Below are 26,919 nucleotides of genomic sequence, written 5' to 3'. Positions count from 1 at the left end.
GCATAAGCGGGGACCTCGTGCCTGCTTTTAAAAGGTCCCCAATCAAGTTGGGGATGACGAGGAAAGAATATGTCCGGTAATCGTTTCGGTCACGTTTTCAGCTTCACTACTTTTGGGGAAAGTCATGGTCCGGCCATTGGCTGTATTGTCGATGGGGTGCCTTCGCAAATTCCGCTGAAAGAAGAAGATATCCAGTTTTGGCTGGAAAAACGGAAACCCGGAACAAGCCGCTTTACCACACAGCGAAAAGAACCGGACGAAGTGCGTATCCTTTCCGGTGTGTTTGAAGGCGTCACCACAGGCACCCCCATTGGTCTGGAAATTATCAATCAGGACCAACGTTCCAAAGATTACGGTGACATCAAAGATAAATTCCGCCCCGGCCATGCCGATTATACCTATTGGCAAAAATACGGCATTCGCGATTATCGCGGTGGTGGGCGATCCAGTGCGCGTGAAACGGCCATGCGTGTGGCTGCGGGTGCCATTGCACGTAAAGTGCTAGGTGATGGCATTGATATCAAAGGCTATCTGGTTCAGGTTGGCCCGCACAAGATTGATCGTTCCCGTTTTGACTGGGGTGAAATTGATAACAATCCGTTTTTCTGCCCTGACCCTGTTGTCGCCAAAGAATGGGAAGATTATCTAGATGAAATCCGCAAAGATGGTTCTTCCATCGGTGCTGTACTGGAAATCGTTGCCAAAGGTGTTCCTGTGGGCTGGGGCCAGCCGGTTTATGACAAGCTGGATGCAGACCTTGCCAAGGCCATGATGTCCATCAACGCGGTTAAAGGCGTTGAAATCGGCGATGGTTTTGACACCGCAGCCCTCAGCGGCGTCGATAATGCCGATGAGATTCGCATGGGCGAAGACGGCAAGCCTGTCTTCCTGTCCAACCATGCTGGCGGTATCCTCGGCGGGATTTCCAGCGGTCAAGATATTGTCGTGCGCGTCGCCATCAAACCGACCAGCTCCATTCTGGTGGAACGCAAAACCATTGATACACAAGGCAATGAATGTGACCTGATCACAAAAGGTCGCCATGACCCTTGTGTTGGGATTCGCGGCGTACCTGTGGCCGAAGCCATGATGGCGTGCGTCCTGGCTGATCACATGATGCTGAACCGCGCCCAACAGGGTTAAGTAAAAGCTGAATCGTCATGCCCGGCTTGATCGGGCATCCAGAGCATTTTCTATAACGAAACTGGATTCCCAATCAAGTTGGGCATGATGAATAACTGCGCCTAGATCATTGAAATAAAAAACCTTTCTATCCTACTTCAACTTTTTTTCATTTACCTCTTTTATTTGTCATACAAATACGTTATTTATTGTTTGCATAACGAACATTAATGAACGGAGGATTTCATGCCACAACCTAACCATATCGTAAAATTCGACCTACCTGACGAATCTACACTGGAAGACGATGTTAAGGGCTATCTTGATGTCTGTAATGAAAAGCTCGGCATGGTGCCCAATGTGCTGAAAGCCTTCACCTTCAACCAAAATAAATTCCGCACTTTTACCCGATTCTATAATGAATTGATGCTGGGCGAGAGTGAGCTGAGCAAACTGGAACGCGAACTGATTGCTGTTGTGGTCTCAAGCTGTAACCGTTGTTACTACTGCCTTGTGGCCCATGGTCAGGCTGTGCGTGAACTGTCTGGTGATCCGCAACTTGGGGAAATGATGGTGATTAACTACCGCGTAGCTGAACTGGATGACAAACAACGCGCCATGCTGGATTTCGCCTGGAAACTGACCGACACCCCGCATGATATCAGCGATGCAGACCGTGACGCCCTGCGCAATGTGGGCTGGAGTGAAAGCGCTATCCTTGACATTTGTGATGTAACAGCCTTCTTCAATTACACCAACCGTATGGCCCATGGTACGGATATGATTCCAAACCCTGAGTACCACAATCTATCGCGTTGATAACCAAAGGATAATAACCCTACACTTTATCAGTTTATAATTATTATAATTTATGTTGACAGGTGTGTTTTATCCGATTAATAATTGTTCTCACTAAGTTGATGAGATCTTATTAAGAACGTTAACGCTTTTAAAAAGATTGAGACAGCCACGTTTCCTACCGTCTCGGGCGACTTCCCCCCCCCTGTTCCTACCCCCACGCCCGGGACGGTTTTTCTTTTGCCTGAAAATTTATTTCTGTTAAAAGAGGCGCCCTCTTAAACTTAGGCCCCAGACCATGACTGAATTTGCCACTATCATTCTCCATGCTGGACGTGCAGGTGTTGAACTTGCCCTATTTGTTCTCTTACCTGTGATGATTGTGATGCTCAGCTTCATGCGTTTGCTTGAAGCCAAAGGCATTCTGGATAAATTAGTCGATCTGGTTGCCCCACTTTTACGCCCCTTTGGCCTGCCCGGCCTTGGGGTTTTTGCCATGATCCAAGTGCTATTTGTCAGTTTTGCCGCCCCCATGGCAACACTCGCCATGATGGATCGTGGTGGTTCCCCACGACGTCATATTGCTGCAACCCTTGCCATGGTTTTGGGTATGGCCCAAGCCAATGTGGTTTTTCCCATGGCCGCCCTTGGTCTAAACGCCCCTGTCACCATGGGGATTTCCGCGCTTTGTGGCCTGATCGGCGCGGCCTTTACCTATCATATCTTTGCCAAAAACCTACCGGACCGTGATGACGAAAATGAAATGACGGTCAAACACAAGGATGCCGATGGCCCCAAAGGAATTCTGGACGTCATCAATAAGGCCGGGGCCGAAGCCCTTAAAATCACCGTCGGGGCCATCCCCATGTTGGTGCTCGCCCTTGTCTTTGTCGCCCTCATGCGTGCCAGTGGATTTATGGGATTACTGGAAGATCTCCTCACCCCAGCGCTAAACCAGCTTGACCTGCCCGGTAGCTTCATTATGGCAGCAATCACTAAAGTCATTGCAGGCGGTACGGCCATGATGGGGGTGATGAAAGACTTCCTTGATCAGGACCTGATGAGCATTGATGAATTTAACCGCCTCGCCGGTTTTCTCATCAGCCCCTATGATGTGGCAGGTATCGCTGTACTCATTTCCGCAGGCCCGCGCGTGGCTGAAGTGTTAAAGCCTGCGCTACTGGGTGGTGCTATTGCCATTGCACTACGTACCGTTCTGCATTGGGTGTTGTTGTAACACAGTTTGTCGTCCTCGCGAATGCGGGGACCTTTCTGATCATAGAGATCCCCGCGTACGCGAGGATGACATTTATCTATGCTTCCTTACGGGCACAAATCAGAAATTCGATATTGCCTTCCGGCCCCTTGATCGGGCTTTGGGTCAGGCCGAGGACGGACCAATTGGGCAACTCATTGAGCCAGCCTTCGATCTTACCGCAGACTTCCTGATGCAGTTCCGGTTCGCGCACCACACCGCCTTTACCCACACGACCCTTACCGACCTCAAACTGCGGTTTGATCAAGGCACAGAGATAACCGCCGTCTTTCACCCGATCCATGGCCGCAGGTAAAACAGTTTGCAAGCCGATGAAACTGGCATCACAGACCACGATATCAATGGGATCAGGGATCATGTCTTCATCAAGGTGACGCGCATTGGTGCGTTCCATGACCACAACACGATCATCAGATCGCAACTTCCACGCCAACTGGCCATGGCCCACATCAACACTGTAGACTTTGGCTGCACCGCGGGTCAGTAGCACATCGGTAAAGCCCCCGGTGGAGGACCCCACATCAATGCCGATAAAATCAGTGACATCAATATCAAATTCATCCAAGCCTTTCACCAGCTTAAGTCCGCCGCGCGACACCCACGGATGATCCTGACCTTTCAGCTCAATGGGGATATCTTCGGCGACCTTCTGGCCTGCCTTATCCATACGTTTGGTATCAGAATAGACATTGCCTGCCATGATCATGGCTTGGGCGCGAGTCTTGCTTTCCACAAGGCCACGGTCCACCAGCAATTGGTCCAGGCGCAGCTTGGCGACTTTTTTCTTAGGCGTGTTGGGCATCTTTAACCGAGCGTCCCAGTGCTTTTAAAACAGCTCCCACCATACCGGAGGCATTGATACCTGCGGCTTCATATTGGGCATAGACATCCCCATGATCAATGAAGGCATCAGCCATGGTCAGACAACGCATTTTCAAATTGCCATCCAACAGACCTTCATTCATGAGATATTGCGTGACTTGGGAACCAAAGCCGCCAACGCAACCTTCTTCCACCGTAATCAGCACTTCATGGTTTTGCGCCAATTGCTTGGTCAATGCCTCATCAATCGGTTTAGCAAAACGCGCATCCGCCACAGTTGTTGGTAAACCCAAAGCTTCCAGCTTTTCGGCCGCTAACAGCGCTTCTTTCAGGCGCGTGCCATAAGACAGGATCGCCACCTTGCCGCCTTCTTTCACAATGCGACCCTTGCCGATTTCAAGGACGCTGCCTTTTTCCGGTAGTTCCACCCCCACACCTTCGCCACGCGGATAACGAAACGCGCTTGAACGATCATCAATGGCTGCGGAGGTCGCAACCATATGCATCAATTCGGCCTCATCCGATGGGGCCATGACGACGATATCGGGCAAGCACGCCAAAAAGGCGATATCAAAGGTCCCGGCATGGGTTGGGCCATCAGCCCCCACCAGACCTGCGCGATCAATGGCAAAACGCACGGGCAAATGTTGCAACACCGCATCATGAACCAGCTGATCATATCCGCGTTGCAAGAAAGTGGAATAAAGCGCACAAAACGGCTTATAGCCTTCTGTCGCCATACCGGCCGCAAAAGTCACGGCATGTTGTTCAGCAATCCCCACATCAAACATACGATCAGGGAAGCGATCGGCAAACACATCCAAACCTGTACCAGACGGCATGGCTGCCGTGATGCCAACGATCTTGTCATCACATTCGGCCTCTTTCACCAGGGCCTTGGCAAACACGCCTGTATAACTTGGCGCATTGGATTTGGCTTTTTGCTGCTTGCCTGTCACCACATCAAACTTGGACACCCCATGGTATTTATCAGCGGATTTTTCCGCAGGTTCATAGCCATGGCCTTTTTGCGTTTTGATATGCAGCAAAACCGGACCCGGATCTTTATCGTCACGCAGGTTTTCCAAAACCGAAATCAGATATTCCAGATTATGCCCATCAATGGGGCCAACATAATAAAAGCCGAGATCACTAAAGATATTGCTGCCACCTGTCACCATCTTGCGCGCGGCACTTTCTGCACCCTTCACCGTCTGGGCAATGGATTGCGGCAGTTTATTGACGATATCCTTGGCACTGTGACGGAAAGACTTCAACGTCGTGCTGGTCAATAGTTCTGACAGGTAATAGCTCATGGCGCCCACAGGTGGGGCAATGGACATGTCATTATCGTTTAAAATCACGATCAAGCGGCTATCCAGCGCACCGGCATTGTTCATGGCCTCATAAGCCATGCCTGCGGTGATGGAACCATCACCAATGACCGCAACAACATGGTTGTCTGCACCTTTGAGGTCGCGTGCCACCGCCATGCCCAGCCCCGCAGAAATAGAGGTCGAACTGTGACCTGCGCCAAAGGGGTCATAGTCACTTTCCGTGCGTTTGGTAAAACCGGACAGGCCACCAGCTTGGCGCAAGCCTTTCATGTCCTCGCGACGTCCGGTCAGCACCTTATGTGGATAACATTGATGGCCCACATCCCAGATGATCTTGTCATCTGGGGTGTTAAACACATAATGCAACGCCAATGTCAGTTCATTGACCCCAAGGCTCGCCCCTAGATGCCCGCCTGTGCGCGAGACAATGCGAACCACATCACTGCGCAATTCATCATTAAGCTGCTTGAGCTGCTCCAGATCCAGTGACTTTAGATCAGCAGGTGAATTGACGTTATCAAGTAATGGGGTGTCAGACACGTTACGTATTCCTAATTTATATGTCTTTTTTCTTAACTACGGCGATTTACCACATATTGGGCCATGGCGCGCAATAATTCTGTTTTGCTGTCAAAAACATCCAGATGTTTGCACGCCTGTTCTGAAAGAATATGGGCTTGTTCGCGCGCACGTTCCACCCCTAACAGAGAAACAAAGGTGGCTTTGCCGCGTTCAGCATCCTTGCCAACCTTTTTACCTGTTTCTTCTTCTGAGGCTTCTACATCCAGCAGATCATCGGCGATCTGAAACGCCAGACCAAGATCATGACCATAGTTGCGCAGCGCATGGCGTTTAAGCTCTTCCGCCTTGCCCAAAATGGCCCCGGCCTTACAAGCAAAGACAATCAAGGCCCCGGTTTTCAAACGCTGCAAACGAGTGATCTCAGGGATATCCAGTTCACGCTTTTCCGCCATCAGATCAATCATCTGACCACCGACCATGCCGTTCATGCCAGAAGCTTTGGCCAGTTCACTGACCAATTGGCAGCGCACAGATGGGGAGGGATGGGTTTCTTCATCCGCCAACACTTCAAAAGCACGGGTGAGCAACGCATCACCTGCTAAAATAGCTGTGGCTTCATCAAATTCGATATGGCACGTGGGACGACCACGGCGCAGATCATCATCATCCATGGCTGGAAGATCATCATGGATCAGCGAATAACAATGCACCATCTCAAGGGCAGCCGCCACGCGCAGCGCACTTTGTTCAGATACATTAAACAGGCGCGATGACATCATCACCAAGAACGGGCGCACCCGTTTACCGCCACCCAGCGCACTATAACGCATGGCCTTCACCACTTGGGCTTCGGGGCCTTCTGGTTCTTCCAGAAGCATATCGATGACTTGATCGACACTTTCAGCTTCGGCCTTTAAGGCCAGTTTTAAATCAGGCACGGCGATCCCAACCTTTAAGAAATTTCTGTCGGCTGCGCCGTCACACTGCCATCGGGGGCCAGTGAAATTTTATCCACCTTGGCCTTGGCTTCGGCCAGTTTGGCCTCGCAATGACGTTTGAGCAATGCGCCCTTTTCATAAGCCGTAATCGCATCATCAAGCTTGCCAGAACCGCTTTCCAGCTGACGGACGATTTCTTCAAGCTGTGCCAGCGCTTCTTCGAAGCTGAGCTTTTCGATTTCAGATTGGGACATCAAGATATCTTCTGTTCGTTAAAAGTGGCGCGCAGTCTAGCCCCGCCCCCCCTTTAGAGCAAGCATTTAGACATGCATGAGTGTTTTCACATGGGCAGCCACACTGGCAGCCAGCGCATCAACCTCATATCCGCCTTCTAAAACAGACACTACACGGCCCTCGCAACACTCATTTGCCACCTTGAGCAATTCTTCGGTCACCCAGATAAAGTCATCAATGGACAAACGCAAATGAGCCAGTGGATCACGGGCATGCGCATCGAATCCGGCAGAAATAATCAAAAAGTCCGGATTAAATTCACGCAGGCGCGGCAGGATTTTTTCTGAATAAGCTTTGCGAAATTCTTCTGGCTTGGAACCTGGTTCCAATTCCACATTGCAGATATTATTGGCAACACCGGTTTCACTTTCTTTCCCTGTTTCCGGATAGCCCGGTGATTGGTGGGAAGAGCCATAAAACAGGTTCGGGCTATTATAAAAAATATCCTGCGTGCCATTGCCGTGATGCACATCAAAATCAATCACGGCTGCCTTTTTAACCTCAGGATATTTCGCCACCGCATGGATCGCTCCAATCGCCGCATTGTTAAAGAAACAAAACCCCATGGCCTTTGATGTTTCTGCATGGTGCCCCGGTGGACGTGTGGCACAAAAAGCATTGCGCGCCTTGCCTGCCATCACTTCATCCACACCAAAACAGGCCCCGCCAGCCGAACGCAAGGCGGCATCCCATGTGCCCGGTGACACAATCGTATCCCCGTCAATGGAATTCAAATGCCCCTCTTCTGTCGGGACAGCTTTTTCAACGGCTTCAATATAATTGGTAGGATGAGCCAGTTCCAGTTGAGCATGGGTCGCACGCGGTGCCTGATCGCGAATCAGAAAATGAAATTCCTGACGGTCAAGATGGCGCAAAATGGTACGAAGCCGTGCCGGGCGTTCTGGATGATGTTCCCCGGTATCGTGTTTCAGACACACCGGATGCGTAAGTAATAATGTCGCCATGACCGTCCCCACTGTTTTTTATCGTTTTGTGTGAGGCACATCATAGAAAAGATCAACACAAAAGCCAAATCTCTTTTAGCGTGTTTAAGCATAGGCTTACAAACAGTTACAAATTGAACCTTTACCTTTTGGTCAAGAAAGCTGAATATCATTTCACAAGGCTTTAAAGGTTCAAATAAAGGGGATAATTCGGTGGAAAAACAAAAGACAGCTCTTGCCCTGATTCTCGCTGGCCTGCTCGTTGTGGGTACAAACGTACAGGCTCAAGAGAAAAAGCCTGTTCCTCGTGCCACAGCTGTGGGGGCAGATTCTGTGGAACTTCGCAGTCTCAGCCAAACCATCCCTGTTTCCGGGCGCCTCATCGCCAAACAAGCCAGTGAGATTGCTGCACGCATCAATGCACCGATCGCACATGTTCTGGTGGATGTCGGGGATCACGTGTTTGCCGGACAGCCCCTTGTCAAATTGGTTGCAGATCGCCTGATCCATCAAAAAGAACTGGCCGTTGCAGAATTGGAACGCGCCCAAGCCGCCCTGCAAACAGCAAAAGCCCAGCTCAATATTGTGTCCCAAGAACTCAAACGCCTACAACGTTTAAGAAAATCAGCTGCTTTTAATCAGGCACGCTATGACGATAAACGACTGGAGCAAATCAAGTCTCAAAGTGCGGTCAGCGAGGCCGAAGCTGCTGTACGCAAGGCCAAAGCTGACTTGAATTTACGGGAACTGGACTTAACCTATAGCCAGATCGTCGCCCCCTACCCCGGTACGGTCACTTTGCGCCAAGTTGATCAGGGGGATTATGTCAGTGTTGGGCAAACGGTGCTGAAACTGATCAACGCACGGGATCTGGAAATCGAAGCTGATGTGGCAACCCATCGTCTCAGCGGGTTGGCAAAAGGGGCTTCTGTCAGCATTACTTTAGGTCAAGGCCAAAAACTCACCAGCACAGTGCGGGCAATTGTCCCCGAAGAAAACCCTCTGACCCGAACCCGTGCCGTCCGGCTCACACCTGACTTTAACCCGACAGATTATCAACTCGCCAGTAACCAGACCATCACGGTCCATATCCCGCAAGGAGATGCCCGCAAAGTCCTCACCGTTTCAAAAGATGCTGTTTTAAATAAAAAGGGCAAACAGATGGTCTATGCCATCAAAGACGGAAAAGCGACCATCACACCAGTCAAACTAGGCGATGCTACAGGCAGTTATTTTGAAGTTCTCTCCGGCCTGAAAGATGGTGATGTCGTGGTTGTACGCGGCAATGAACGCCTGCGCCCAGGTCAAGCCGTCAAGGCAATGGGGGCAGCGAAATGAACCTGATCCATACTTCCATCTATCGCCCGATTGCCGTTATTGCTGCGGTGATTATGACGATTCTGTTTGGACTGGTCGCCCTGCAAACCATTCCCATTCAGCTTACCCCTGATGTACGCAAGCCTGTCATTACGGTACGCACCAACTGGCCCGGTGCCGCCCCGGCTGAAATTGAACGCGAGATTGTGAATAGACAGGAAGAAGTCTTGCGCGGACTGGAAGGGCTGGATGAAATGACCAGCCGCTCTGAACAGGGGCGCTCGCGCATCACGCTTGAATTTTCTGTCGGCCAAAATATGGACAAGGCCCTGCTGTTGGTCGCCAATCGGCTGGACCGGGTTTCCGGCTATCCAGAAGAAGCAGACGAGCCCACCTTTGATACATCGGGCAGTGAAGATAACCCCATTGCCTGGTTTGTCTTGCAACGCCTTGACGGTAATGAGCGCCCCATTCACACCTATGATGATTTTGCCGAAGATGTCATTAAAGACAAAATAGAACGGGTTAACGGCATTGCCATGGTCAATGTCTATGGCGGTTCCGAACGTGAACTGGTTGTCACCGTTGATCCTGTGCGCCTCAGCCAATATCAGCTGACCGTGCCCCAAGTGGTCAACGCCTTGCGCAGTGCCAATGCCTCTATCTCTGCTGGGGATGTGGAAGAAGGCAAACGCCGCTATGTGGTACGTACCGAAGGCGAACTGACCAGTACCGAACAGGTGGAAAATGTCGTGGTGCGCAGTACTCAGGATGTGGCAAGCGGCCGTGTGGCGCGGGTGCGCCTGTCTGATATTGCCGATGTGACCTTTAAGTATAAAGAGCCAACAGCCCGTATTCGCCAATTGGGCCAACCTGCCATTGCCATGAATGCCCAACGCGATACCGGGGCCAATGTCATTGAAACTATGACTGGGTTAAAAGCTGCGATTGCCGAACTCAATGAAAATGAACTCCCTGCAGCCAAGCTCAAACTGACGCAAGTCTATGATGAAACGGTCTATATCAATTCCGCCATTGAACTGGTACAGCAAAATATTTATATCGGTGGTGTTTTAGCCGCCCTTGTCCTGCTGGTCTTCTTACGGTCAACACGGGCAACCGTCATTATTTCCCTTGCCATTCCGGTTTCCGTCATTGGGTCCTTCGTCGCCATGGCCGCCATGGGGCGCTCGATCAACGTGATTTCACTGGCGGGCATTGCCTTTGCTGTTGGCATGGTGGTCGATGCAGCCATTGTCGTGCTGGAAAATATCTATCGCCTGCGACAAGAAGGCAAATCACGCTCTGAGGCCGCCTATCAAGGCGCAGCTCAGGTTTGGAGTGCCGTACTGGTTTCAGCCCTGACCACCGTTTTGGTTTTCCTGCCGCTGCTGATCATGAATTTGGAAATCGGCCAGCTGTTTCGTGATATTGCAGTCGCCATTTCCGTTGCTGTCCTGCTTTCCCTTGTGGTTGCCATCACCGTTATCCCGGCCCTGTCCAACCGCCTGCTCAAAGAGCAATACAGCAAGGATGAAGATGAGGTAAAATTACCAGCCCTTGATAAATTTGCGGCTCTCTTCGTTCAAAAGGTGCTGGATTATACCGACCTTGTTACCAAATCAAAAATTCGCTCCCTCATTGTGGTTGGTGCAATCAGCCTGAGTGCCTTGCTTGCCAGCTGGGCCTTTTTACCCAAGATGGAATACCTGCCCGAAGGCAATCGTAATCTCGTCTTCGGCATGTTGCTCCCCCCACCGGGGTATAATCTGGAAACCACCACCGGCATTGCCAATCGGGTTGAAAACGCTGTTAAACATCTCTGGTCCAGTGAGACCGGACCGGAAAGTGAAGAAGGCCAACCGCCCAAAATCAAGAATTTCTTCTTCGTTGCACGTAACACGACTACCTTTGTTGGCGCGGCAAGTGAAGACCCCTCGCGTGCGGCAGAACTGATCCCGGTGCTGCGCCAGCCGGTCTTTAGTGAACCGGGAACCTTTGGCTTTGTTACTCAACCCTCGCTATTTGGCCGATCCATTGGGTCTGGGCGGTCCATTGATTTAAATGTATCTGGCCCTGATCTTGAAAAAGTACTGGAAGTCGCCCTGCGTGCCACCGGGAAAATCACCCAGCTTCTTCCTCGTACCGAAGGCAACCAATTCAGGCCAAAGCCGGGCTTGGAACTGGGTGCCCCGGAAGTGCGCGTTTATCCCGACCCGTTAAAGCTGGCCGATAATGGGGTCACAGCGCGTGACCTTGGCCAAACCGTAGATGCCTTTAATGATGGCATGCGGGTGGCTGAAATTACCGTTGAAGGCAAACGTATTGACCTGACCCTGAAAGGCCCTGAGAAAAAAGTCACTCAAACTCAAGGCATTGGCTACCTGCCTGTTGTGACCCAAAGTGGCGATATTATATCGGTCAATGATGTGGCCGATGTCAAAGTCACCTCCGGCCCGACAGAAATCCGCCATCTTGAGCGCCAACGTACCGTCACGCTTGAGGTCCGACCCAGCCCGAATATACCTCTTGAAAGCGCCATGGACATTTTGCGTGATCAAGTGATGAAACCTCTACAAAAAGAAGGGCTTCCGAATGGTGTCACCCTTCATATGTCGGGGACGGCTGATAAGCTGACACAGGCATGGGATGCGATGGTTTGGGAAATGTTGCTTGCCGTTGCCATTGTGTATCTCACCATGGCTGTTCTGTTTGAAAGCTTTGTCTATCCCTTTGTCATTATGCTGTCGGTCCCCCTAGCAACGGCGGGCGGCATTGCCGGGCTTGGCTTGCTCAATCTCTTCACACCACAGCCTCTTGATATGCTGACATTACTGGGTTTTGTCATTCTGGTCGGCATTGTAGTTAATAACGCTATTTTGTTGGTTCATCAAAGCCTGTTCCACGTGCGTGAAGAACGCCTGAGCCCCGCAGCCAGCATTCGCCTTGCGACCAAAAGCCGTATTCGCCCGATCTTTATGTCCACACTAACCAGTGTCTTTGGCATGTTGCCCCTCGTGCTGTTTCCCGGTGCGGGCTCAGAACTTTATCGGGGGTTAGGCTCAGTCGTTGTCGGCGGGTTGACCTTATCAGCGCTGCTGACTCTCGTGATTATTCCACCTTTGTTAACGATTGTGTTGCCAAAGAAAGCTTAGGATCAGGGCCCCACTTCACCCTTTACGGATGATGATGACATATTTGCCATCACGTTCTTCACTGATCAAAATTTCATGACCGGCTTCCAGACAAAAGTCATGAAAATCACGTGGGGCCTGCCCGTCTGTTGCGATGATTTCAATCACCTCACCAGATTGCATGGCACGAATTTCCTTGCCTGCACGTAAAACCGGAATGGGGCATCGCATCCCCGACGCATCTAATGTTCGATCAATCTGCATCATTGTATTTCATCTTTGCCTGACAGGAAGAGCCCTTATAAGACGGTTTTATGCAAATGAACAGCACGCAGTTTACCCACAACGATAAATACTATTTTTTTTCGTAATATTCACATTTTTATGTAGATTATTTTAACGTATCTGCGTATATTCCGTTTATGCAATCTTCTTATATACGCGCTTAGCCAATTAAGAAAGATTATTAACAAACTTTTCAGCGAATAGATCAATGGATATTGAACTCCAAAAACTCGAAGAAAACGCCCGTCGTGCCAGCACCCTACTTAAAGCCATGAGCAACCAGCATCGCCTGATGATCCTGTGCCAGATTTCAGGTCAGGAAAAATCTGTTGGCGAACTGGAAGAGATTATCGGCTTAAGCCAATCGGCCCTGTCTCAACATTTGGCCCGCCTGCGTCGCGATAATCTGGTGCAAACCCGCCGTGATGCCCAGACAATTTATTACTCCCTTAAGGGGGAAGAAGCAGCAACTGTGATTGAAACATTGTACAATCTTTATTGTGCAAATGATGAAACCGCAGCTTGCGCTTAAGTTTTATAACGAGTACATTAACAACCAGGTCGTCATTTTGTGGCGGCCTGTTTGATTCCAAATAGATGATAAAGCTGTGACCATGACGCCCCTTTCTCTTGCCAAAAGCCAACATATTGAATCTGCTGTCGAAGCTGCGGTCGATTATTATGATGGAACTGCTGACGAAATTTATCGCAGCATTTGGGGCAGCAGCATTCATCTGGGGCTTTTTTCTTCTGTCGATGAAACCCTGCCCAGCGCCATGCAACGCGCCAAAGACACTATGATTGACGGCATTGCCCTTCATAACGAAAGCAAGGTTTTGGAAGTCGGCTGTGGCTATGGCACATTGGCCCGCCAGCTTTCACGCAGTTTTGACTGTTCTATTCTGGCGACAAATATTTCCGATAAACAGCTCGCCCGCGCCGCTGAATTAACAGAAGCCGAAGGGCTTTCTGAGAAAGTCCGCTTTGAAAAATGCGATTATCACCAATTGCCTTATGCCAATAACAGCTTTGAGGTTTACTGGTCACAAGAAAGCTTCCTCCATGCCGGGGATCGCATGCGTGTTTTAAGCGAAGCCCACCGTGTGCTGGAACCCTTTGGCCTGCTGGCATTTTCTGAAATCACACTTCGCCGTTCCACCCCGCCAGCTTTGCGCGAAAAAATCCTCAAACGGGTCAAAAGCCCGTCCATGTGGTCCAAACATGAATATGAAATCAACCTGAAAGAAGCCAATTTTCAGGTGGAAAAATGGGATGACTGGTCCGATAATGTGGCGCGCACCTACGGCTGGGCATTAAAGCAGCTGGAACGTAAAAAATCAGAAATCCTGCCGCGTATCGGCCAAGAGTCTTATGACAATGCCCGTGAAGGCATGGAATTATGGCAACGTGCGGCCGAAGATGGTTATCTTGGCTGGATTCATGTCATTGCGGCAGCTGTGAATAAGTAAGTCAAGGAACAGGCCGCCTTCCACGAAAGCGGAAGACCTCCCTCCCCCCTACATAACGCCGGGGATGACGTTTGCCCTTAAGGTTTCTGCCGAAACATCGTCACCCCATCCATACCGTCTTCACGGATCAAGCGCCCTTGGGCAACCAGATAATGGAGATGGGCCAGACTTTCACCAATGGCAAAAAACACCTGATGGCTATCCAGTTCACGGGTGAAGAGACCTCGCAAAACCTGCAAGGCAGTTACGGGCTTTTCACATAAGTTATACGTTTCTTCCAGACGTTCATCATGATGGCAGGCCAGCTGGTTCAAGCGATAATGCAGCCCACGAAACGGCCAGTCATGAGACGGCAAGACCAATACATCACGCGGTAAATGGTCAAACAATTCCAGACTATCCAAAAACTGGGTCAGCGGGTCCGCATCCGGTTCTTGTGGCCAAATACTGATATTCGGGCTGATGCGCGGTAAAATCTGATCCCCTGAAATCATCACATTCAGGTCCGCACAATAAAGACAGGCATGTTCCGGGCTGTGGCCTGTACCGACGATCACTTCCCAATCGTGATTGCCAATGGTGATTTTTTCTTCATTCACAATCCGCCTGATCCCGGCAGGTGGCACCGTAATACGTGAGGGATAAGAAACACTGCGTTCCGGGATAATATTCATCAGGGCCTTATCAAAGCCTGCCCGATGATAAAATTGATTAAGATAGTCAGTGGAGCGTTCTGTGGTTTCCAGCTTGAGATTACGCGCCATGCCCCATTCACCGATGGTCATCCACAAGGCAATATCAAATTTTTCTTCAAACCACCCGGCCAAACCAACATGGTCAGGGTGGAAATGGGTCACAATCATCCGCTTGATCGGCTTTGCCCCCATCGGGCCAGCCAAAAGCGTTTCCCAATTTTCACGAACTTCAGGGGTATTAATCCCGGTATCAACAATGGTCCAGCCATCGCCATCTTCCAACATCCATAAATTGATATGGTTCAGCTTGAAAGGTAATGGCATGCGCAGCCAGAACACACCGGGCGCGACTTCCACAGCCTCACCGCCAGCAGGCACTGCATCAAAAGGATAAAGGATTTTAGCGTCGCTCATAACTTTTCGCGCTTAGTGATACTTGAACGTACCGCCTTTTTCGTTATTCACAATCCAGGCAAGTTCTTCCTTAATCACTTCAGTGTGATGGTTTTCCGGGGCGTTCAACACATCTTTAATGATGGTCATACGCACGGCTTCCGGCAAACGGTCAAAGTTTTCCAAAAACAGGAACTTGATAGAAGGACGAATGGTGGTGGACAGCAACATGGATGTCACCAGACGCTTGCGGATATCATGGCGCAGGTTGCCATTTTCCGTCAGCTCAAAAAATTCATGAACAAACGAACGCGGCGCCATATCACCTTCCAGCAGGGCATGCAGGTTTTGGCGAAGTGCAGATGAGAATTGCTTGCGCGTTTGAACGATCACACGGTTTGTTTGACGAACGACTTCACCAATGGCTTTGGGGTGGAAGTCATTTTCATGCAACATGTTAATGGCATGCGTCACATTTTCATGTTTGGATGAATCAGCCACAATGCGCATAACTTCACCGACAAATTTATTTTTGCCTGCCTGCGGGCTCAAACGTGCCGCAGCTGCCATAGACATCGGAGATTCAGGATCACGTGTCGCCATCAGGGAAAGCGGCATCGGATCTTCCAGAGCTTCCAGATCCAGATTAATATTCAGCAGATTTTCCGGCATCAGGATTTTTGTTTTCTCGCCGGGTACGCAAATCGGCTGATTGGCCTTGTATTTTTCTTTAAGGTCCAACGCACAGGAAATGCCTGCTTTTGTAATTCCTGTTTTTGACTCGACCTGATCAACCATTACTTGGTCTTCCCTGAATTTAAATTTCGCATTCGCACTCATTGTACGAGTAAACGATATTTTAACTTTAAACTCCTTGATCTGCAAAGAAGTTTCGCCCTGATCGACTAGGCAAATAATGCCCATTGACAGATCCGATCTTGTGATACAATGCCTGCAAAAGATTAACACTTCGTAACCACAAGGAAATTCTTATGCGAATCGGAATCGATCTTGGCGGCACCAAAACAGAGATTCTCTGTCTTGGCAACAATGATGAAGAAATTTTAAGGAAAAGATTTCCTACCTCTCCCGGAAATTATCAAAAAACAGTCGCTTCGATTCGCGATCTTGTTCTGTCTACGGAAAGAGAAATTGATAAAAAAGGCAGTGTCGGTGTCGGCATTCCCGGTTCTATTTCTAAAAAAACAGGCTTGGTTAAGAATGCCAATTCCACATGGCTCATCGGTCATCCCTTTCAGAAAGATTTATCCGATGCTCTGGAGCGCGACGTGCGCATGACCAACGATGCCAATTGTTTTGCCTTGTCCGAAGCTGTTGATGGGGCCGGAACAAATTACGAAACGGTTTTCGGTGTTATTTTGGGAACAGGCACAGGCGGTGGACTGGTTGTTCAGAAACAAATCCTCGGTGGTCTTAACGGTGTGGCCGGTGAATGGGGGCATAATCCCATGCCCTGGGCACAGCCCCATGAACTGCCGGGTGAAGAATGTTATTGCGGACAAAAAGGCTGCATTGAAACCTTCCTATGTGGTTCCGCCCTGACACGGACCTTTAAGAATATCTGCGGGACAGACATTGAAGCCAAGGATATTGCCGCCCTGCCCGCCGATATCAGCAATCCGGTATTTCAGATTTATGAAGACCGGCTAGCCCGTGCCCTTGCCAGTATTATTAATGTCTTTGACCCGGATGCCATCATCTTGGGCGGTGGCCTGTCCAATATTGATCGCTGGTATGACACCGTGCCTCAACTTTGGCACAAGTGGGTGTTTGGCAATGAATGCAATACTGTTTTATTAAAAGCAGAACATGGCGATTCAAGTGGCGTGCGTGGCGCGGCCTGGTTATGGCCCAAAACCTGATAAAACCATAGACAAGCCCCTAACCCACAGGTAGTATTAAAAAAACTTAATAAACACAGGGAGACACTATGTTCAAATCTTTTCTCGCCGTTGTCGTCACGGGTTTCTTTATTATTGCACATACAAATGCACAGGCCGCAGAAGTCGCCCCGCCAAATGTAGAAGGCGCAGAAACCATTGATGTCAAACAGGCAAAGGCCCTGCATGATGATGGTGCCCTTTTCATCGACCTGCGCATGGAAGAAGATTTTGCCAAGGGTCATATCCCCGGTTCTGAAAGCCTGAATTTGGCAGGCCCGTTTAATAAAGATGCCATCGAAATGCTGGCGGAAAAAGACCAGGCCATCGTGTTTTACTGTTACGGCACGGCCTGCATGCGCTCTTATACCGCCAGTACCCGTGCTGTCAGCTGGGGCTATACCAACATTAAATATTTCCGTGCAGGCATGCCAGCCTGGACAGAAGCTGGCCATCCGGTTAGCACACCTGAATAAGCCTATCGCTATAACTCTTTGATTTTACGCAAATACGTCGTCGCCATTTTTAATCACAATTCCTCGTGATTTGCTATACCCTTTCAAAGTCGGCAGGCTATATTATGTCTTATGAGTGAGACCCTGCCGACCTTATGCCGCGATTGCGCCCATAGTTTTGAAGACCGTCCCGATAGCGAACGCTGCCCAAAATGCGGTTCGGTGCGTTTGCTCTCACACCCGGAACTTAACAGCCTTCACATCGCCCATATCGACTGTGACTCTTTTTTTGCCACCGTCGAAAAACGCGATAACCCTGAGCTGAAAGACAAACCCGTCGCCGTGGGCGGGCGCCATCGTGGTGTTGTCGCAGCAGCCTGTTATATTGCGCGTATTTACGGGGTGCGTTCTGCCATGCCGATGATGCGGGCCTTAAAGCTTTGCCCGGATTTGGTCATCGTCCCTCCTTCCAAAGATAAGTATGGCCGTGTCGGGCGCGAGGTGCGTAACCTCATGTTTGAAACCACCCCCTTGGTGGAACCGCTTTCCATTGACGAAGCCTTCCTTGATCTCAGCGGCACCGAAGCCCTGCATGGCGGAAGTCCTGCCCGCACATTAGTCCGGCTGATCAAACGCATTGAAACGGAAATCGGCATTACGGCCTCCATCGGGTTAAGCTATAACAAGTCACTGGCAAAGCTCGCCTCAGACCTGGATAAACCCCGTGGTTTTGCCATTTTAGGACGCGACGAGGCCGTTGATTATCTGGCAGATAAACCCGTTAAAATGATTTTTGGCGTTGGTGCGGCCATGGAAAAAAAGCTTGCCTCAGACGGTATTGCCACCATTGGTCAACTGCGCCCCTTTGAAAAGACGGACCTGATGCGGGCCTATGGGGCCATAGGGGCACGGCTATATCATTTTTGTCGCGGCGAAGATGAACGAAAAGTCACACCAGAGTCAGAAACAAAAAGCATCTCCAACGAGGTCACACTGGATGAAAACCTGCATAGTTTTACTGACCTGAAAGATGCCCTTTATCCCATCTGCCAAAAAATCTCAGGACGCATGAAAAAGGCTCAACTGGCCGGGCGTACCGTTACCTTAAAAGTCAAAACCACTGGTTTTCGTAATATCACCCGTTCGCGCCAACTGCCCAAACCGTCCCAATCGGCAGAAGACCTCTTTGATTGTTCCATTGACCTGCTGGAACCTTTATGTGATGGCCGCAGCTATCGCCTGATTGGCACAGGTTTTTCCATGCTGGAAGACGTCAACCAGCTCACACCAGATGCCCCCGACCTGTTTGAACTGGCCGAAAAACAAAAAGACCAACGCTCCGCCAAAGCCATTGAAGAAATCCGCCAGAAATATGGGGGAAATGCGATTGTAAAAGGGCGGTTACTTTAGGGCGTAAACTGTCCACATCCAGAATCAGCGCCTGAAACTGACTCTACATTAACAAACCATCAACAGACATTAACAGGCCATTAACACCGCCTAAGAATCTGATTTTTCTATCTCTTTGGGTAATTCATCTTTTTTTTCAGACCGCTAAAAAAGCTGCAGTCTGATGGGGCCAACCCTGTCTATTGCCAATAAAATTAAGAGCAATCCATGCAAGCTTTCACACAATTTAGATATTTTAAAACCCTATCGTTAGGGGCAGGTCTGTTCATATCCGCGTTATGGACCGGACAAGCTCAAGCAGCAGTGATTACCTGTACCGGAACAGCTTCAGAAACCACCAGCAATGCATCTGGTGTGACCTTCGATCCTGCAACTGACCAATGTGTTGTAACAGATGGCTTATTTGCCGATTCGACCAATTGGAATACAAATTCAATCTTCTTTCGCGCAGCTACTGGCGCAAACGATGAATCATTTAACCAGAAAATATCAAATTCATACAACAAAACAACCTATTCAGGCACTTGTACGATTGGGAGCTTTAGCATCTCTGACGGTACAGATTGCGCAGACAATCGAACAACAAATGGTTCAGAAACCGCCAGCGCCAGCTATTTAATTAATGGTGAAACCTACACCATGAACGTCAGTTACACGATCTCGAGTAATGGCAATGACATCGACATTACAAGTGCGACTGTAAGCTATGGTGTATCAGCAGCATCCAGCGTAACCAACACTCACGCAAATAAGGCTGTCCAATCAGCTGTTTCACGCTCTGTTTCCAAAGTCGTAACCGAGAACGTGCAGACCCGCCTGTCTTATGCGGCAGCAACTTCTGCCCCCGCTGTCAATATCCCTTCAGGTGGGGCTCCGTCCGGGAGTACACCATCTGGTGGGGCACCGACAGGGACACCGGGGACACAGGAACAAGCTTCCAGCTTTGCCCCTATGTTCAGCCTGTCTTCTTCTGTGCAAGATTGGGACAACATGGAATTTTCGTCGCGCAAAGGGTCCTTGCGTGACCTCGCCATGATGGCACATTTTGATAGTTCACAAATGGTTCTGTCTGCCGCAGGTGATGACAATGATCCCTTACAAGGGACCAAACAACGTCAGGCGTTAGGCGCTTTGAGCAACTATACCGTTTGGGGCCACGGATCTTATACTTCTGTTGAAAATGAACGTAACCGCACCAATGATGACAGCCGGTATGACGGGGATGTCTGGGGATACAACATTGGGGTTGATTACCGCTACCGCCCGAATTTGGTCGCTGGTCTGTCCCTTGGCTATACCAAAACCGACCTGACGACAACGTATAACAGTGGCACGTATGACGAAAAGGGCTGGACCCTGTCGCCTTATGCCATGTATCAACCCACACCAGAAACAACCCTGTCCATGGTCGCGGGCTATACCATTGGTGATATTGACCGTACACGCGGGACAGTCACCGGCAAGACAGATTCAAAAATGTGGTTTGCCTCCCTTTCCGGGGCCTATAAAGCCCGCCCAAACAAGGCCCTCCCGCTCGATTTGACGGCCAAAGCCTCTTTCCTTGCAGCCCATAAAACGGTAGATGCTTTCGTGGAAAGTGACAATACGGATGTAGCAAAGTCCATTTCCAACACCCGCCAGTTCAAGCCTGGTGTTGAAGCTGCCTATACCTTTGACATTGAGGGAAAAGCCATTCAGCCCTATGCCAAGGCCGATTACATCTATGATGCAACGGATGCGACCAATGGGGACAGTGGGGCCTATAATATCGGTGGCGGTGTGCGCATTGCCTCCAGCGCAACAGGCTTAAGCGGTTCTTTGGAAGGCGAAAAACAATATGGTCGTTCCGATTATTCTGAACATAGTTTCAGCGGCCTGATTGCTTATAGCTTCACCGTAGACCACAATGATGGTCAACAAGCTGGAATTGCAGAACCTTACATCAAAACAAACTTCACCAATGATGCACAGACGTTTGCAACAGGTGTAAAATTTACAGACGATGCCAATGCCTTGTCCGCCAGCTTTGATGTGACGCAAACAGCCTCTGAAATCGGTGAAAACAGTCCCGAGTTCAACTTGAACCTACAGCTGCAATTCTAAACGGATTATCACGACGAACCTTGACAAGGGCACCCTATAAAACGGGTGCCCTCTTTTTTTACCTACTCACACACCGGTTCATCCACATAGGTCAACTCGACCAACTGACCTTCCAACACAAAATCCCCGTAATCCTGTACAAGGCGGGTTGAAACTCCATCTAAGCGATACCGCGCACCGATTTCCATTTCCGCCACACTGTTTTGGCTTTTGGGCAGATGAAAAGACAGCTGCATATCCCATGTTTTCTGTTTAACAAGCTTTTGCCCATTAACCTCCAAAACAGGTTGACCCTTATAAGGGGTCATAACGCTATCCACCTCATAAAATGTTTCCTGACCACTGCCATCAAAATAAGGGCTGGAAAAAACGCTCAGTCCTTTTTGCGCCTGCTGTAAGGAATGGCGCAAATGAGTTGTTGGAAATAGCGTCTCTGCGGGCATAACCTCGCGTCGACCGTTTGGTTCTGCATAGATCGCAATGGTTTTTCCCTCTTCCTTGCGCGCTTCACCACGTTGGTTCTCGCTCACCACCCCATTATGTTTTGTTCGGCTACGAAAACGCATGCGCTGACCGTCCCGGCTTTCCCAGCTTGTATAATTCCAGGTCATCTGAGCCTGCTGCTGATTTTCATATTCCATATGCATGGCGCTTTGATGTTCCACCGTCCAGCCTTCACAGGTATTGCGAAACTTATAACGCAAGACCCCATCGGCACGTTCCAGCACTGACCAGTTGCGATCAAACTGTCGCACCTGCTTCATGGCATAAGTCGCATCGTGGGAGCGTAAAATCACCTGTTCTGCACAAACAGGGAAGGAAAAAGCCATCGCAATGGCAAAGGAAAAAACATTTCTCATACAGGCACTATAGGTCATTTTTGCCTAGAAGGCGGCATATTTTGCCTAGCGCATAAGAAATAACGACAAAAAATAACCGTAAGTAGAGAGATTCCGCCGTTTTAAAACTGGCATATCTTTTGCGATAACTTCCACATCGGCATATCGAACGAATAAGAGGTGGAGACCCATATGTTTGATAATGGAAAGAATACAGAAACGAATGTTTGTGAACTCGTAGGCGGAATTTGCAAATTGGCCAGCTGTTTAGAGGGCCGTGCCTCCGCATCTGAAAGGGAAGAAGCTTTGCACGACGCATTACAACTGGCTTATAAGCTGGAAGGTGTGCTGAACCAGCGCAATGACCAGATCGCCTACCTTGACCGTCTCGCCATGACGGACAGCCTGACCGACCTTTTAAACCGTCGCGGTTTTGAAGCCGAACTTCATCGGGTTCTTGCCACAGCAAAACGGTTTCAGGAAACAGGGGTGCTGGCCTATATCGACCTGGATGATTTCAAAGATATCAATGATGAATATGGGCATGCCTGCGGGGATGAAGTCTTGCGCCATGTCTCTTATATTATGGAACGCTACACCCGTGATACAGATTATGTCACCCGTTTGGGCGGTGATGAATTTGCGATTTTGCTGGTACGGACCTCCTGGGTTGACGGTCAAAAATGCATTGAAAAAATCACACAGGAACTCAACACCTCCACATTACGCTGGAAAGGTCACATTCTGGGGATCAAGGCCAGTGTGGGCATTCAGTTCTATGATAGCTCATCCACGCCACAGGATTTGCTCAATGGCGCTGACCGGGCCATGTATGCGGCCAAAAAATCACGACAGGAAGAGAAACCGGACAAATGCACATTGAACGCTGCGGAATAACGCACGGATTTACATTATCAGGTTCTTTGAAAGGGTTGTGTCATGCATATTGATGCAAGCCTTTCTCAGGTTTTGTTAAACGAGCAGGAAAGCCTGTCTCGACAGTCCGCTGCGTCCCAGCCCAATGTCCTTATTACCCCGCCCCCCAATACCCAGGAACAGGAAAAGCTTGCCCAACAAGCCCAACGTACAGCCCCAAAAGATATTGTTGAATTTCAAGGCATCGAAATTGATCTGGACAATATCCCCGAAGGCGGTGTTGGCGAAGACACCTTTAACATTCGCAAGCTCAGCCCCCGTGAAATGGGGGACTTCAGTCTTGATCTTTATATCGACGGGGTTCTTTCTTATGATGAATATTCCATGCTGGCCTTTCAGCCGGAAATGCATCCCCGTTTTGAAGACACCATTGGCGCCCTGACAGGCGAACATTCCGAACCGGACCGCCCGCGTGACTATGTTCAGGAATGGCAGGAGCGCTATGATTTTGAACAGCGCTACCCATCAGAGAACCCGAAAACCCTGAACCAAATTGATCGAATTCTCGGCGTTCTCAAAGGGGTTGAAAACAAAATGGACTTTGTTGCCTAATCCGCCAGTTTCTCTTTTTGTAACTTCTTTTCAGCAAGCTTATTAATCAGCTTTTGCTCACACCCGGCTGAAAAGGCTTTAATGCCATGAAAAGCCAAACCAATGCCCCAGCCCAGTAACGGATAAATAAACCATAGATGATCGCTATTGGTCTTCAGATTGACCCCAATCATCCCGGCATTGGCGGCAATATAGGCCACAAGATGATAATAAAATTTCAGCTCTTCTTTCACCTTTTGACGGGCTAAAATCAGGGTGAGTTGGTCTTCATTACTGGTATCGTCTTCTTCCTGTGTCAGGAAGACACTGGCTTCCACTTCAAATACAGCGGCCAAACATTTGGCTGTTTCAAGAGAACAAGCAGCCCCATTCTCAATGCGCTGGATCGTGCGCACACTAATTCCGGCACATTCAGCCAATTGTTCCTGCGACCAGTTTTTCTCTGTACGTAACATTTTCAAAATATGAGACATCTGACTTCCCTTTGTTAAATTCAAAAAACACGTCGACACGCTAAGAAAAACATGACCAAACAACCACGACACGGACACGACAGCAAGGTGACAGGACACGACATATCACTATGCCCCTTATAAAAAGCACAATAAAGCATTTTACATTTCCCCTCTTTCTCTTCACGCATTTTATGATAGTCTGCTTGCCAATTTTGATTACTTAACAAGTTAGGCAGTACCCCGATGGTCGATATCAAAGATCCAGAAAATTCCCTCTACCTTGACCTTAAAGACGGTCGCGTCACAATTGAGCTACGCCCGGACCTTGCCCCCAAACATGTGGAACGCCTAAAAATGTTGGCGCGTGAGGGCTTTTATGACGGCGTTGTCTTCCACCGTGTCATTGACGGTTTCATGGCCCAGTCCGGTGATCCAAGCGGTACAGGCTTTGGTGGGAGTGATTATCCTGACCTGCCGGCGGAATTTTCTGATGAACCCCATATCGAAGGGTCCTGTTCTATGGCGCGGTCCATGGAACCAGACAGCGCCAACAGCCAGTTCTTCCTGTGTTTTGATCGCGCACCGCATCTGGACAATCAATATACGTTCTGGGGCCAAATCATTGATGGTATGGAACATGTTCATGCTATTAAAAAAGGCAGCCCGTTTGACAATGGGTCTGTCGAAGACCCAGACTCTATTATTAAAATGCAAGTTGTTGCAGACGTACAAGACTAAGATTAAGGGAAGCCAACCATGTTAAAACGCCTTCTTCTGACAGCCCTTTTGGTGACTGGCCTGTCCTTCAGTGCACAGGCACAGGATTTTGATAAAGAAAACAGCCTGTATCTGGACTTAAAAGATGGTCGTGTGGTGATTAAAATGCGCCCGGACCTGGCCCCGAAACATGTGGAACGCATTAAAAAGCTGACTCGCGAAGGCTTTTATGACGGGATTGTCTTTCACCGGGTAATCCGTGGTTTCATGGCCCAAACCGGCGACCCAACCGGCACAGGCATGGGCGGCAGTGACTATCCTGACCTGCCTGCGGAATTTTCCAATGAACCGCATGTGACAGGCACCCTGTCCATGGCACGTTCCAGCAACCCGCACAGTGCCAACAGCCAATTCTTTATTGTGTTTAAACGTGCAGGCCACCTTGACGGTCAATATACCGTTTGGGGCCAAGTGGTCGAAGGTATGGAGTTTGTAAACCGCATCAAAAAAGGCAGCAGCTATAATAACGGTAAAGTCACAAACCCAGACAAGATCATCAAAATGCAAGTCGCTGCGGATGTGAAATAAGCTTCACAAACAACCGGTCACGACTATTTTAAAGCCCTGATTTCAGTCGGGGCTTTTCTTTTGCCCCACAATGACCACATTTAAACGCGATATAGCCTATTGTCCTTTGCTGTCATCCTCAGCTTGACTGGGGATCTCTTGGATTTAAAAGATCCCCGCATACGCGATGATGACGAATAGGGCCAGTCAATCTATTGATAAAAGAGTAGTCATGAGCGTTTCCATCGCTGAGAAATCAGAAAAATACGACCTTCGTGTCCCCCGTTATACCAGCTATCCCACATCGCCCCATTTTCAGGAAACGGATACGGATCAGGATTATCGTGACTGGCTGGGCAAGTTGGACCCAAAAGCCGGGGTCTCGCTTTATATCCATGTGCCGTTTTGTGACTCCATGTGCTCTTTTTGTGGCTGCTATACCAAGATCGTCAAACGCTACGACCCGGTAAGTGAATATCTTGAATATGTTCACAAAGAAATTGACCTGCTGGCCGCTGCCTTGCCAGCGCGCATGACTGCCAAACATGTCCATTGGGGCGGTGGGTCGCCCACCATGTTGAAGGCCGAAGACTGGAAATCCATCATCGACAAACTGAAAGACGTTTTCGATATTGATGACAGTTCCGAACTCGCCGTTGAACTGGACCCACGTACCGCCACAGAAGATTATGTCAAAGCCATTGCTGCAGCCGGGATCAACCGTGCCTCTATCGGCGTACAGGACTTCCATGAAGAAGTTCAGGTTGCCATCAACCGTGTTCAGCCTTTTGAGACCACCAAACAAGTCGTAGAATGGCTAAAAAAATATGGCATTACCTCCATTAACTTTGACTTGCTGTATGGCCTGCCATTCCAAACCACCGAACGAGTCACTGATATGGTGGAAAAGGCCGTCAGCCTTGGCCCAAAACGCTTTGCGGTCTTTGGCTATGCCCATGTACCCTGGATGAAATCTCATATGAAGCTCATCCCCGAAGAGGCCCTTCCAAATGCCATGGAACGTTGGGAACAGATGGAAGCAGCCGCCCAAAAGCTGGAAGAACTTGGCTTTGTCAAAATCGGTCTGGATCATTATGCCCGTGAAGATGATGAAATGACCATCGCCATGCGCGAAGAACGCCTGCATCGTAACTTCCAAGGCTATACGGTAGATAACAATCCGGTGATGCTGCCCCTTGGCGCGTCTTCCATCGGGCAAACGCCACTGGGGTATGTGGCAAACGTTCAGCCTTTGCGTGATTACAAACGCATGATTGATGCGGGCATCCTGCCTGTGGGGCGCACACGTGATTTAAGTAGCGAAGACATCCTGCGCCGGGAGGTCATTGAACAGATCATGTGCAATATGAAAGTCGACCTTGCCGCCATGTGTAACAAACACAATGTCGCAGAAGACTTTTTTGCCGATGAAATCAAACGCCTCCAGCCCTTGGTCGAAGATGAAATCTGCACATTGGACAACCATGTCCTGAGCCTGCCCGAAGAAGGGCGCCCGCTGATGCGTATGGTTGCCGCCACCTTTGACACATATCTGCAACAAGGTCAGAAAAAACATTCCCGTGCTGTGTAATTTTCGTTATAGTGCGAAAATTACACAAACAGATAAAGATCGGGTCA

26 protein-coding genes are annotated in these 26,919 nt (G+C 49.4%); 16 read left to right on the top strand and 10 right to left on the bottom strand.

What is annotated here, in order from left to right; all coding sequences use genetic code 11:
* The first annotated feature begins 69 nt into the window (after positions 1 to 69).
* The 3 genes from aroC (at position 70) to E4K71_RS04020 (ending at position 3,157) form a co-directional block, all read left to right on the top strand.
* Positions 70 to 1,143: a chorismate synthase gene (gene aroC / locus E4K71_RS04030; RefSeq protein ID WP_135076933.1), complete on the top strand. Its 1,074-nt coding sequence runs from the start codon at positions 70 to 72 to the stop codon at positions 1,141 to 1,143.
* 225 nt (positions 1,144 to 1,368) lie between these two features.
* Positions 1,369 to 1,941: a peroxidase-related enzyme gene (locus E4K71_RS04025; RefSeq protein ID WP_135076930.1), complete on the top strand. Its 573-nt coding sequence runs from the start codon at positions 1,369 to 1,371 to the stop codon at positions 1,939 to 1,941.
* 277 nt (positions 1,942 to 2,218) lie between these two features.
* Positions 2,219 to 3,157, top strand: a complete 939-nt coding sequence (locus E4K71_RS04020; RefSeq protein ID WP_135076927.1) for a nucleoside recognition domain-containing protein — start codon at positions 2,219 to 2,221, stop codon at positions 3,155 to 3,157.
* A gap of 76 nt (positions 3,158 to 3,233) precedes the next feature.
* Here E4K71_RS04020 and E4K71_RS04015 read toward each other — a convergent pair whose 3' ends face one another.
* From E4K71_RS04015 to E4K71_RS03995, 5 genes are all read right to left on the bottom strand, one after another.
* Positions 3,234 to 3,998 carry a TlyA family RNA methyltransferase gene (locus E4K71_RS04015; RefSeq protein WP_135076924.1) on the bottom strand — a complete coding sequence of 255 codons (765 nt, stop codon included), beginning with the start codon at positions 3,996 to 3,998 and terminating at the stop codon, positions 3,234 to 3,236.
* Positions 3,982 to 5,904, bottom strand: a complete 1,923-nt coding sequence (gene dxs / locus E4K71_RS04010; RefSeq protein WP_135076921.1) for a 1-deoxy-D-xylulose-5-phosphate synthase — start codon at positions 5,902 to 5,904, stop codon at positions 3,982 to 3,984. Before dxs ends, E4K71_RS04015 begins: the two co-directional genes overlap by 17 nt.
* A 23-nt stretch (positions 5,905 to 5,927) precedes the next feature.
* Positions 5,928 to 6,755: a polyprenyl synthetase family protein gene (locus tag E4K71_RS04005; RefSeq protein WP_135081973.1), complete on the bottom strand. Its 828-nt coding sequence runs from the start codon at positions 6,753 to 6,755 to the stop codon at positions 5,928 to 5,930.
* Between the two features lie 74 nt (positions 6,756 to 6,829).
* Entirely contained in the window at positions 6,830 to 7,069 is a 240-nt protein-coding gene (locus E4K71_RS04000) for an exodeoxyribonuclease VII small subunit (RefSeq protein ID WP_135076918.1), read from the bottom strand.
* 66 nt (positions 7,070 to 7,135) lie between these two features.
* Positions 7,136 to 8,074, bottom strand: a complete 939-nt coding sequence (locus E4K71_RS03995; RefSeq protein ID WP_135076915.1) for a histone deacetylase family protein — start codon at positions 8,072 to 8,074, stop codon at positions 7,136 to 7,138.
* Between the two features lie 192 nt (positions 8,075 to 8,266).
* Here E4K71_RS03995 and E4K71_RS03990 point away from each other — a divergent pair, with 192 nt between their 5' ends.
* Both E4K71_RS03990 and E4K71_RS03985 read left to right on the top strand, forming a co-directional pair.
* Complete coding sequence (locus E4K71_RS03990; RefSeq protein WP_167730264.1) at positions 8,267 to 9,391, top strand: efflux RND transporter periplasmic adaptor subunit; 1,125 nt, start codon at positions 8,267 to 8,269, stop codon at positions 9,389 to 9,391.
* Positions 9,388 to 12,525, top strand: coding sequence for an efflux RND transporter permease subunit (locus tag E4K71_RS03985; protein ID WP_135076910.1), 3,138 nt, complete (start codon positions 9,388 to 9,390; stop codon positions 12,523 to 12,525). The genes E4K71_RS03990 and E4K71_RS03985 overlap by 4 nt, the downstream gene beginning before the upstream one ends.
* 15 nt (positions 12,526 to 12,540) lie before the next feature.
* Here E4K71_RS03985 and E4K71_RS03980 read toward each other — a convergent pair whose 3' ends face one another.
* The gene (locus E4K71_RS03980) at positions 12,541 to 12,771 is read right to left on the bottom strand and encodes a sulfurtransferase TusA family protein (RefSeq protein WP_240796870.1); all 231 of its coding nucleotides are present in this window, start codon (positions 12,769 to 12,771) and stop codon (positions 12,541 to 12,543) included.
* Positions 12,772 to 13,003: 232 nt separating this feature from the next.
* Between E4K71_RS03980 and E4K71_RS03975 the strand changes: the two genes are divergently transcribed.
* Both E4K71_RS03975 and E4K71_RS03970 read left to right on the top strand, forming a co-directional pair.
* Positions 13,004 to 13,321, top strand: coding sequence for a metalloregulator ArsR/SmtB family transcription factor (locus E4K71_RS03975; RefSeq protein WP_135081971.1), 318 nt, complete (start codon positions 13,004 to 13,006; stop codon positions 13,319 to 13,321).
* Between the two features lie 82 nt (positions 13,322 to 13,403).
* Entirely contained in the window at positions 13,404 to 14,258 is an 855-nt protein-coding gene (locus E4K71_RS03970; protein WP_135076907.1) for a methyltransferase domain-containing protein, read from the top strand.
* 77 nt (positions 14,259 to 14,335) lie between these two features.
* On the opposite strand, the gene E4K71_RS03965 is transcribed toward E4K71_RS03970, so the two are convergent.
* Entirely contained in the window at positions 14,336 to 15,367 is a 1,032-nt protein-coding gene (locus tag E4K71_RS03965; protein ID WP_135076904.1) for an MBL fold metallo-hydrolase, read from the bottom strand.
* 12 nt (positions 15,368 to 15,379) lie between these two features.
* A complete protein-coding gene (locus E4K71_RS03960; protein WP_135076900.1) occupies positions 15,380 to 16,144 on the bottom strand; it encodes a hypothetical protein in 765 nt (254 codons plus the stop codon).
* Between the two features lie 194 nt (positions 16,145 to 16,338).
* Here E4K71_RS03960 and E4K71_RS03955 point away from each other — a divergent pair, with 194 nt between their 5' ends.
* The 4 genes from E4K71_RS03955 (at position 16,339) to E4K71_RS03940 (ending at position 21,215) form a co-directional block, all read left to right on the top strand.
* Positions 16,339 to 17,229, top strand: a complete 891-nt coding sequence (locus E4K71_RS03955) for an ROK family protein (RefSeq protein WP_135076897.1) — start codon at positions 16,339 to 16,341, stop codon at positions 17,227 to 17,229.
* Between the two features lie 68 nt (positions 17,230 to 17,297).
* Positions 17,298 to 17,723 (top strand): rhodanese-like domain-containing protein, encoded by a 426-nt coding sequence (locus E4K71_RS03950; protein ID WP_135076894.1) that lies wholly within the window; start codon positions 17,298 to 17,300, stop codon positions 17,721 to 17,723.
* Positions 17,724 to 17,834: 111 nt separating this feature from the next.
* A complete protein-coding gene (locus E4K71_RS03945; protein ID WP_135076891.1) occupies positions 17,835 to 19,112 on the top strand; it encodes a DNA polymerase IV in 1,278 nt (425 codons plus the stop codon).
* A gap of 207 nt (positions 19,113 to 19,319) precedes the next feature.
* Positions 19,320 to 21,215, top strand: coding sequence for an autotransporter outer membrane beta-barrel domain-containing protein (locus E4K71_RS03940; RefSeq protein ID WP_135076888.1), 1,896 nt, complete (start codon positions 19,320 to 19,322; stop codon positions 21,213 to 21,215).
* A gap of 62 nt (positions 21,216 to 21,277) precedes the next feature.
* Here E4K71_RS03940 and E4K71_RS03935 read toward each other — a convergent pair whose 3' ends face one another.
* A complete protein-coding gene (locus tag E4K71_RS03935) occupies positions 21,278 to 22,075 on the bottom strand; it encodes a DUF1849 family protein (protein ID WP_167730262.1) in 798 nt (265 codons plus the stop codon).
* Positions 22,076 to 22,360: 285 nt separating this feature from the next.
* Here E4K71_RS03935 and E4K71_RS03930 point away from each other — a divergent pair, with 285 nt between their 5' ends.
* On the top strand, positions 22,361 to 22,951 hold the full coding sequence (locus tag E4K71_RS03930) for a GGDEF domain-containing protein (protein WP_167730260.1): 591 nt from the start codon (positions 22,361 to 22,363) through the stop codon (positions 22,949 to 22,951).
* 42 nt (positions 22,952 to 22,993) lie between these two features.
* Positions 22,994 to 23,542 carry a hypothetical protein gene (locus tag E4K71_RS03925; RefSeq protein WP_135076879.1) on the top strand — a complete coding sequence of 183 codons (549 nt, stop codon included), beginning with the start codon at positions 22,994 to 22,996 and terminating at the stop codon, positions 23,540 to 23,542.
* Here E4K71_RS03925 and E4K71_RS03920 read toward each other — a convergent pair.
* Positions 23,539 to 24,015, bottom strand: coding sequence for a helix-turn-helix domain-containing protein (locus E4K71_RS03920; protein WP_135076876.1), 477 nt, complete (start codon positions 24,013 to 24,015; stop codon positions 23,539 to 23,541). The genes E4K71_RS03925 and E4K71_RS03920 overlap by 4 nt on opposite strands.
* Positions 24,016 to 24,240: 225 nt before the next feature.
* On the opposite strand from E4K71_RS03920, the gene E4K71_RS03915 reads away from it, so the two are divergent.
* From E4K71_RS03915 to hemN, 3 genes are all read left to right on the top strand, one after another.
* Positions 24,241 to 24,735 carry a peptidylprolyl isomerase gene (locus E4K71_RS03915; RefSeq protein WP_135076873.1) on the top strand — a complete coding sequence of 165 codons (495 nt, stop codon included), beginning with the start codon at positions 24,241 to 24,243 and terminating at the stop codon, positions 24,733 to 24,735.
* Between the two features lie 18 nt (positions 24,736 to 24,753).
* Positions 24,754 to 25,302: a peptidylprolyl isomerase gene (locus E4K71_RS03910; RefSeq protein ID WP_135076870.1), complete on the top strand. Its 549-nt coding sequence runs from the start codon at positions 24,754 to 24,756 to the stop codon at positions 25,300 to 25,302.
* 211 nt (positions 25,303 to 25,513) lie between these two features.
* On the top strand, positions 25,514 to 26,872 hold the full coding sequence (gene hemN, locus E4K71_RS03905) for an oxygen-independent coproporphyrinogen III oxidase (protein WP_135076867.1): 1,359 nt from the start codon (positions 25,514 to 25,516) through the stop codon (positions 26,870 to 26,872).
* Positions 26,873 to 26,919 lie beyond the last annotated feature (47 nt).

This window comes from Terasakiella sp. SH-1, assembly GCF_004564135.1.
GTDB lineage: Bacteria > Pseudomonadota > Alphaproteobacteria > Rhodospirillales > Terasakiellaceae > Terasakiella.
The sequence above is the reverse complement of the archived record's forward strand: the minus strand, read 5'-3'. Positions and strand labels throughout refer to the sequence as shown.

Bases quoted from the DNA above. Each gene is read 5' to 3' on its own strand.
- aroC (WP_135076933.1), top strand. From the start codon at position 70: ATGTCCGGTAATCGTTTCGGTCACGTTTTCAGCTTCACTACTTTTGGG.
- E4K71_RS04025 (WP_135076930.1), top strand. From the start codon at position 1,369: ATGCCACAACCTAACCATATCGTAAAATTCGACCTACCTGACGAATCT.
- E4K71_RS04020 (WP_135076927.1), top strand. From the start codon at position 2,219: ATGACTGAATTTGCCACTATCATTCTCCATGCTGGACGTGCAGGTGTT.
- E4K71_RS04015 (WP_135076924.1), bottom strand. From the start codon at position 3,998: ATGCCCAACACGCCTAAGAAAAAAGTCGCCAAGCTGCGCCTGGACCAA.
- E4K71_RS04005 (WP_135081973.1), bottom strand. From the start codon at position 6,755: ATGCTTCTGGAAGAACCAGAAGGCCCCGAAGCCCAAGTGGTGAAGGCC.
- E4K71_RS04000 (WP_135076918.1), bottom strand. From the start codon at position 7,069: ATGTCCCAATCTGAAATCGAAAAGCTCAGCTTCGAAGAAGCGCTGGCA.
- E4K71_RS03995 (WP_135076915.1), bottom strand. From the start codon at position 8,074: ATGGCGACATTATTACTTACGCATCCGGTGTGTCTGAAACACGATACC.
- E4K71_RS03985 (WP_135076910.1), top strand. From the start codon at position 9,388: ATGAACCTGATCCATACTTCCATCTATCGCCCGATTGCCGTTATTGCT.
- E4K71_RS03980 (WP_240796870.1), bottom strand. From the start codon at position 12,771: ATGATGCAGATTGATCGAACATTAGATGCGTCGGGGATGCGATGCCCC.
- E4K71_RS03970 (WP_135076907.1), top strand. From the start codon at position 13,404: ATGACGCCCCTTTCTCTTGCCAAAAGCCAACATATTGAATCTGCTGTC.
- E4K71_RS03965 (WP_135076904.1), bottom strand. From the start codon at position 15,367: ATGAGCGACGCTAAAATCCTTTATCCTTTTGATGCAGTGCCTGCTGGC.
- E4K71_RS03960 (WP_135076900.1), bottom strand. From the start codon at position 16,144: ATGGTTGATCAGGTCGAGTCAAAAACAGGAATTACAAAAGCAGGCATT.
- E4K71_RS03955 (WP_135076897.1), top strand. From the start codon at position 16,339: ATGCGAATCGGAATCGATCTTGGCGGCACCAAAACAGAGATTCTCTGT.
- E4K71_RS03950 (WP_135076894.1), top strand. From the start codon at position 17,298: ATGTTCAAATCTTTTCTCGCCGTTGTCGTCACGGGTTTCTTTATTATT.
- E4K71_RS03945 (WP_135076891.1), top strand. From the start codon at position 17,835: ATGAGTGAGACCCTGCCGACCTTATGCCGCGATTGCGCCCATAGTTTT.
- E4K71_RS03940 (WP_135076888.1), top strand. From the start codon at position 19,320: ATGCAAGCTTTCACACAATTTAGATATTTTAAAACCCTATCGTTAGGG.
- E4K71_RS03935 (WP_167730262.1), bottom strand. From the start codon at position 22,075: ATGAGAAATGTTTTTTCCTTTGCCATTGCGATGGCTTTTTCCTTCCCT.
- E4K71_RS03925 (WP_135076879.1), top strand. From the start codon at position 22,994: ATGCATATTGATGCAAGCCTTTCTCAGGTTTTGTTAAACGAGCAGGAA.
- E4K71_RS03920 (WP_135076876.1), bottom strand. From the start codon at position 24,015: ATGTCTCATATTTTGAAAATGTTACGTACAGAGAAAAACTGGTCGCAG.
- E4K71_RS03915 (WP_135076873.1), top strand. From the start codon at position 24,241: ATGGTCGATATCAAAGATCCAGAAAATTCCCTCTACCTTGACCTTAAA.
- E4K71_RS03910 (WP_135076870.1), top strand. From the start codon at position 24,754: ATGTTAAAACGCCTTCTTCTGACAGCCCTTTTGGTGACTGGCCTGTCC.
- hemN (WP_135076867.1), top strand. From the start codon at position 25,514: ATGAGCGTTTCCATCGCTGAGAAATCAGAAAAATACGACCTTCGTGTC.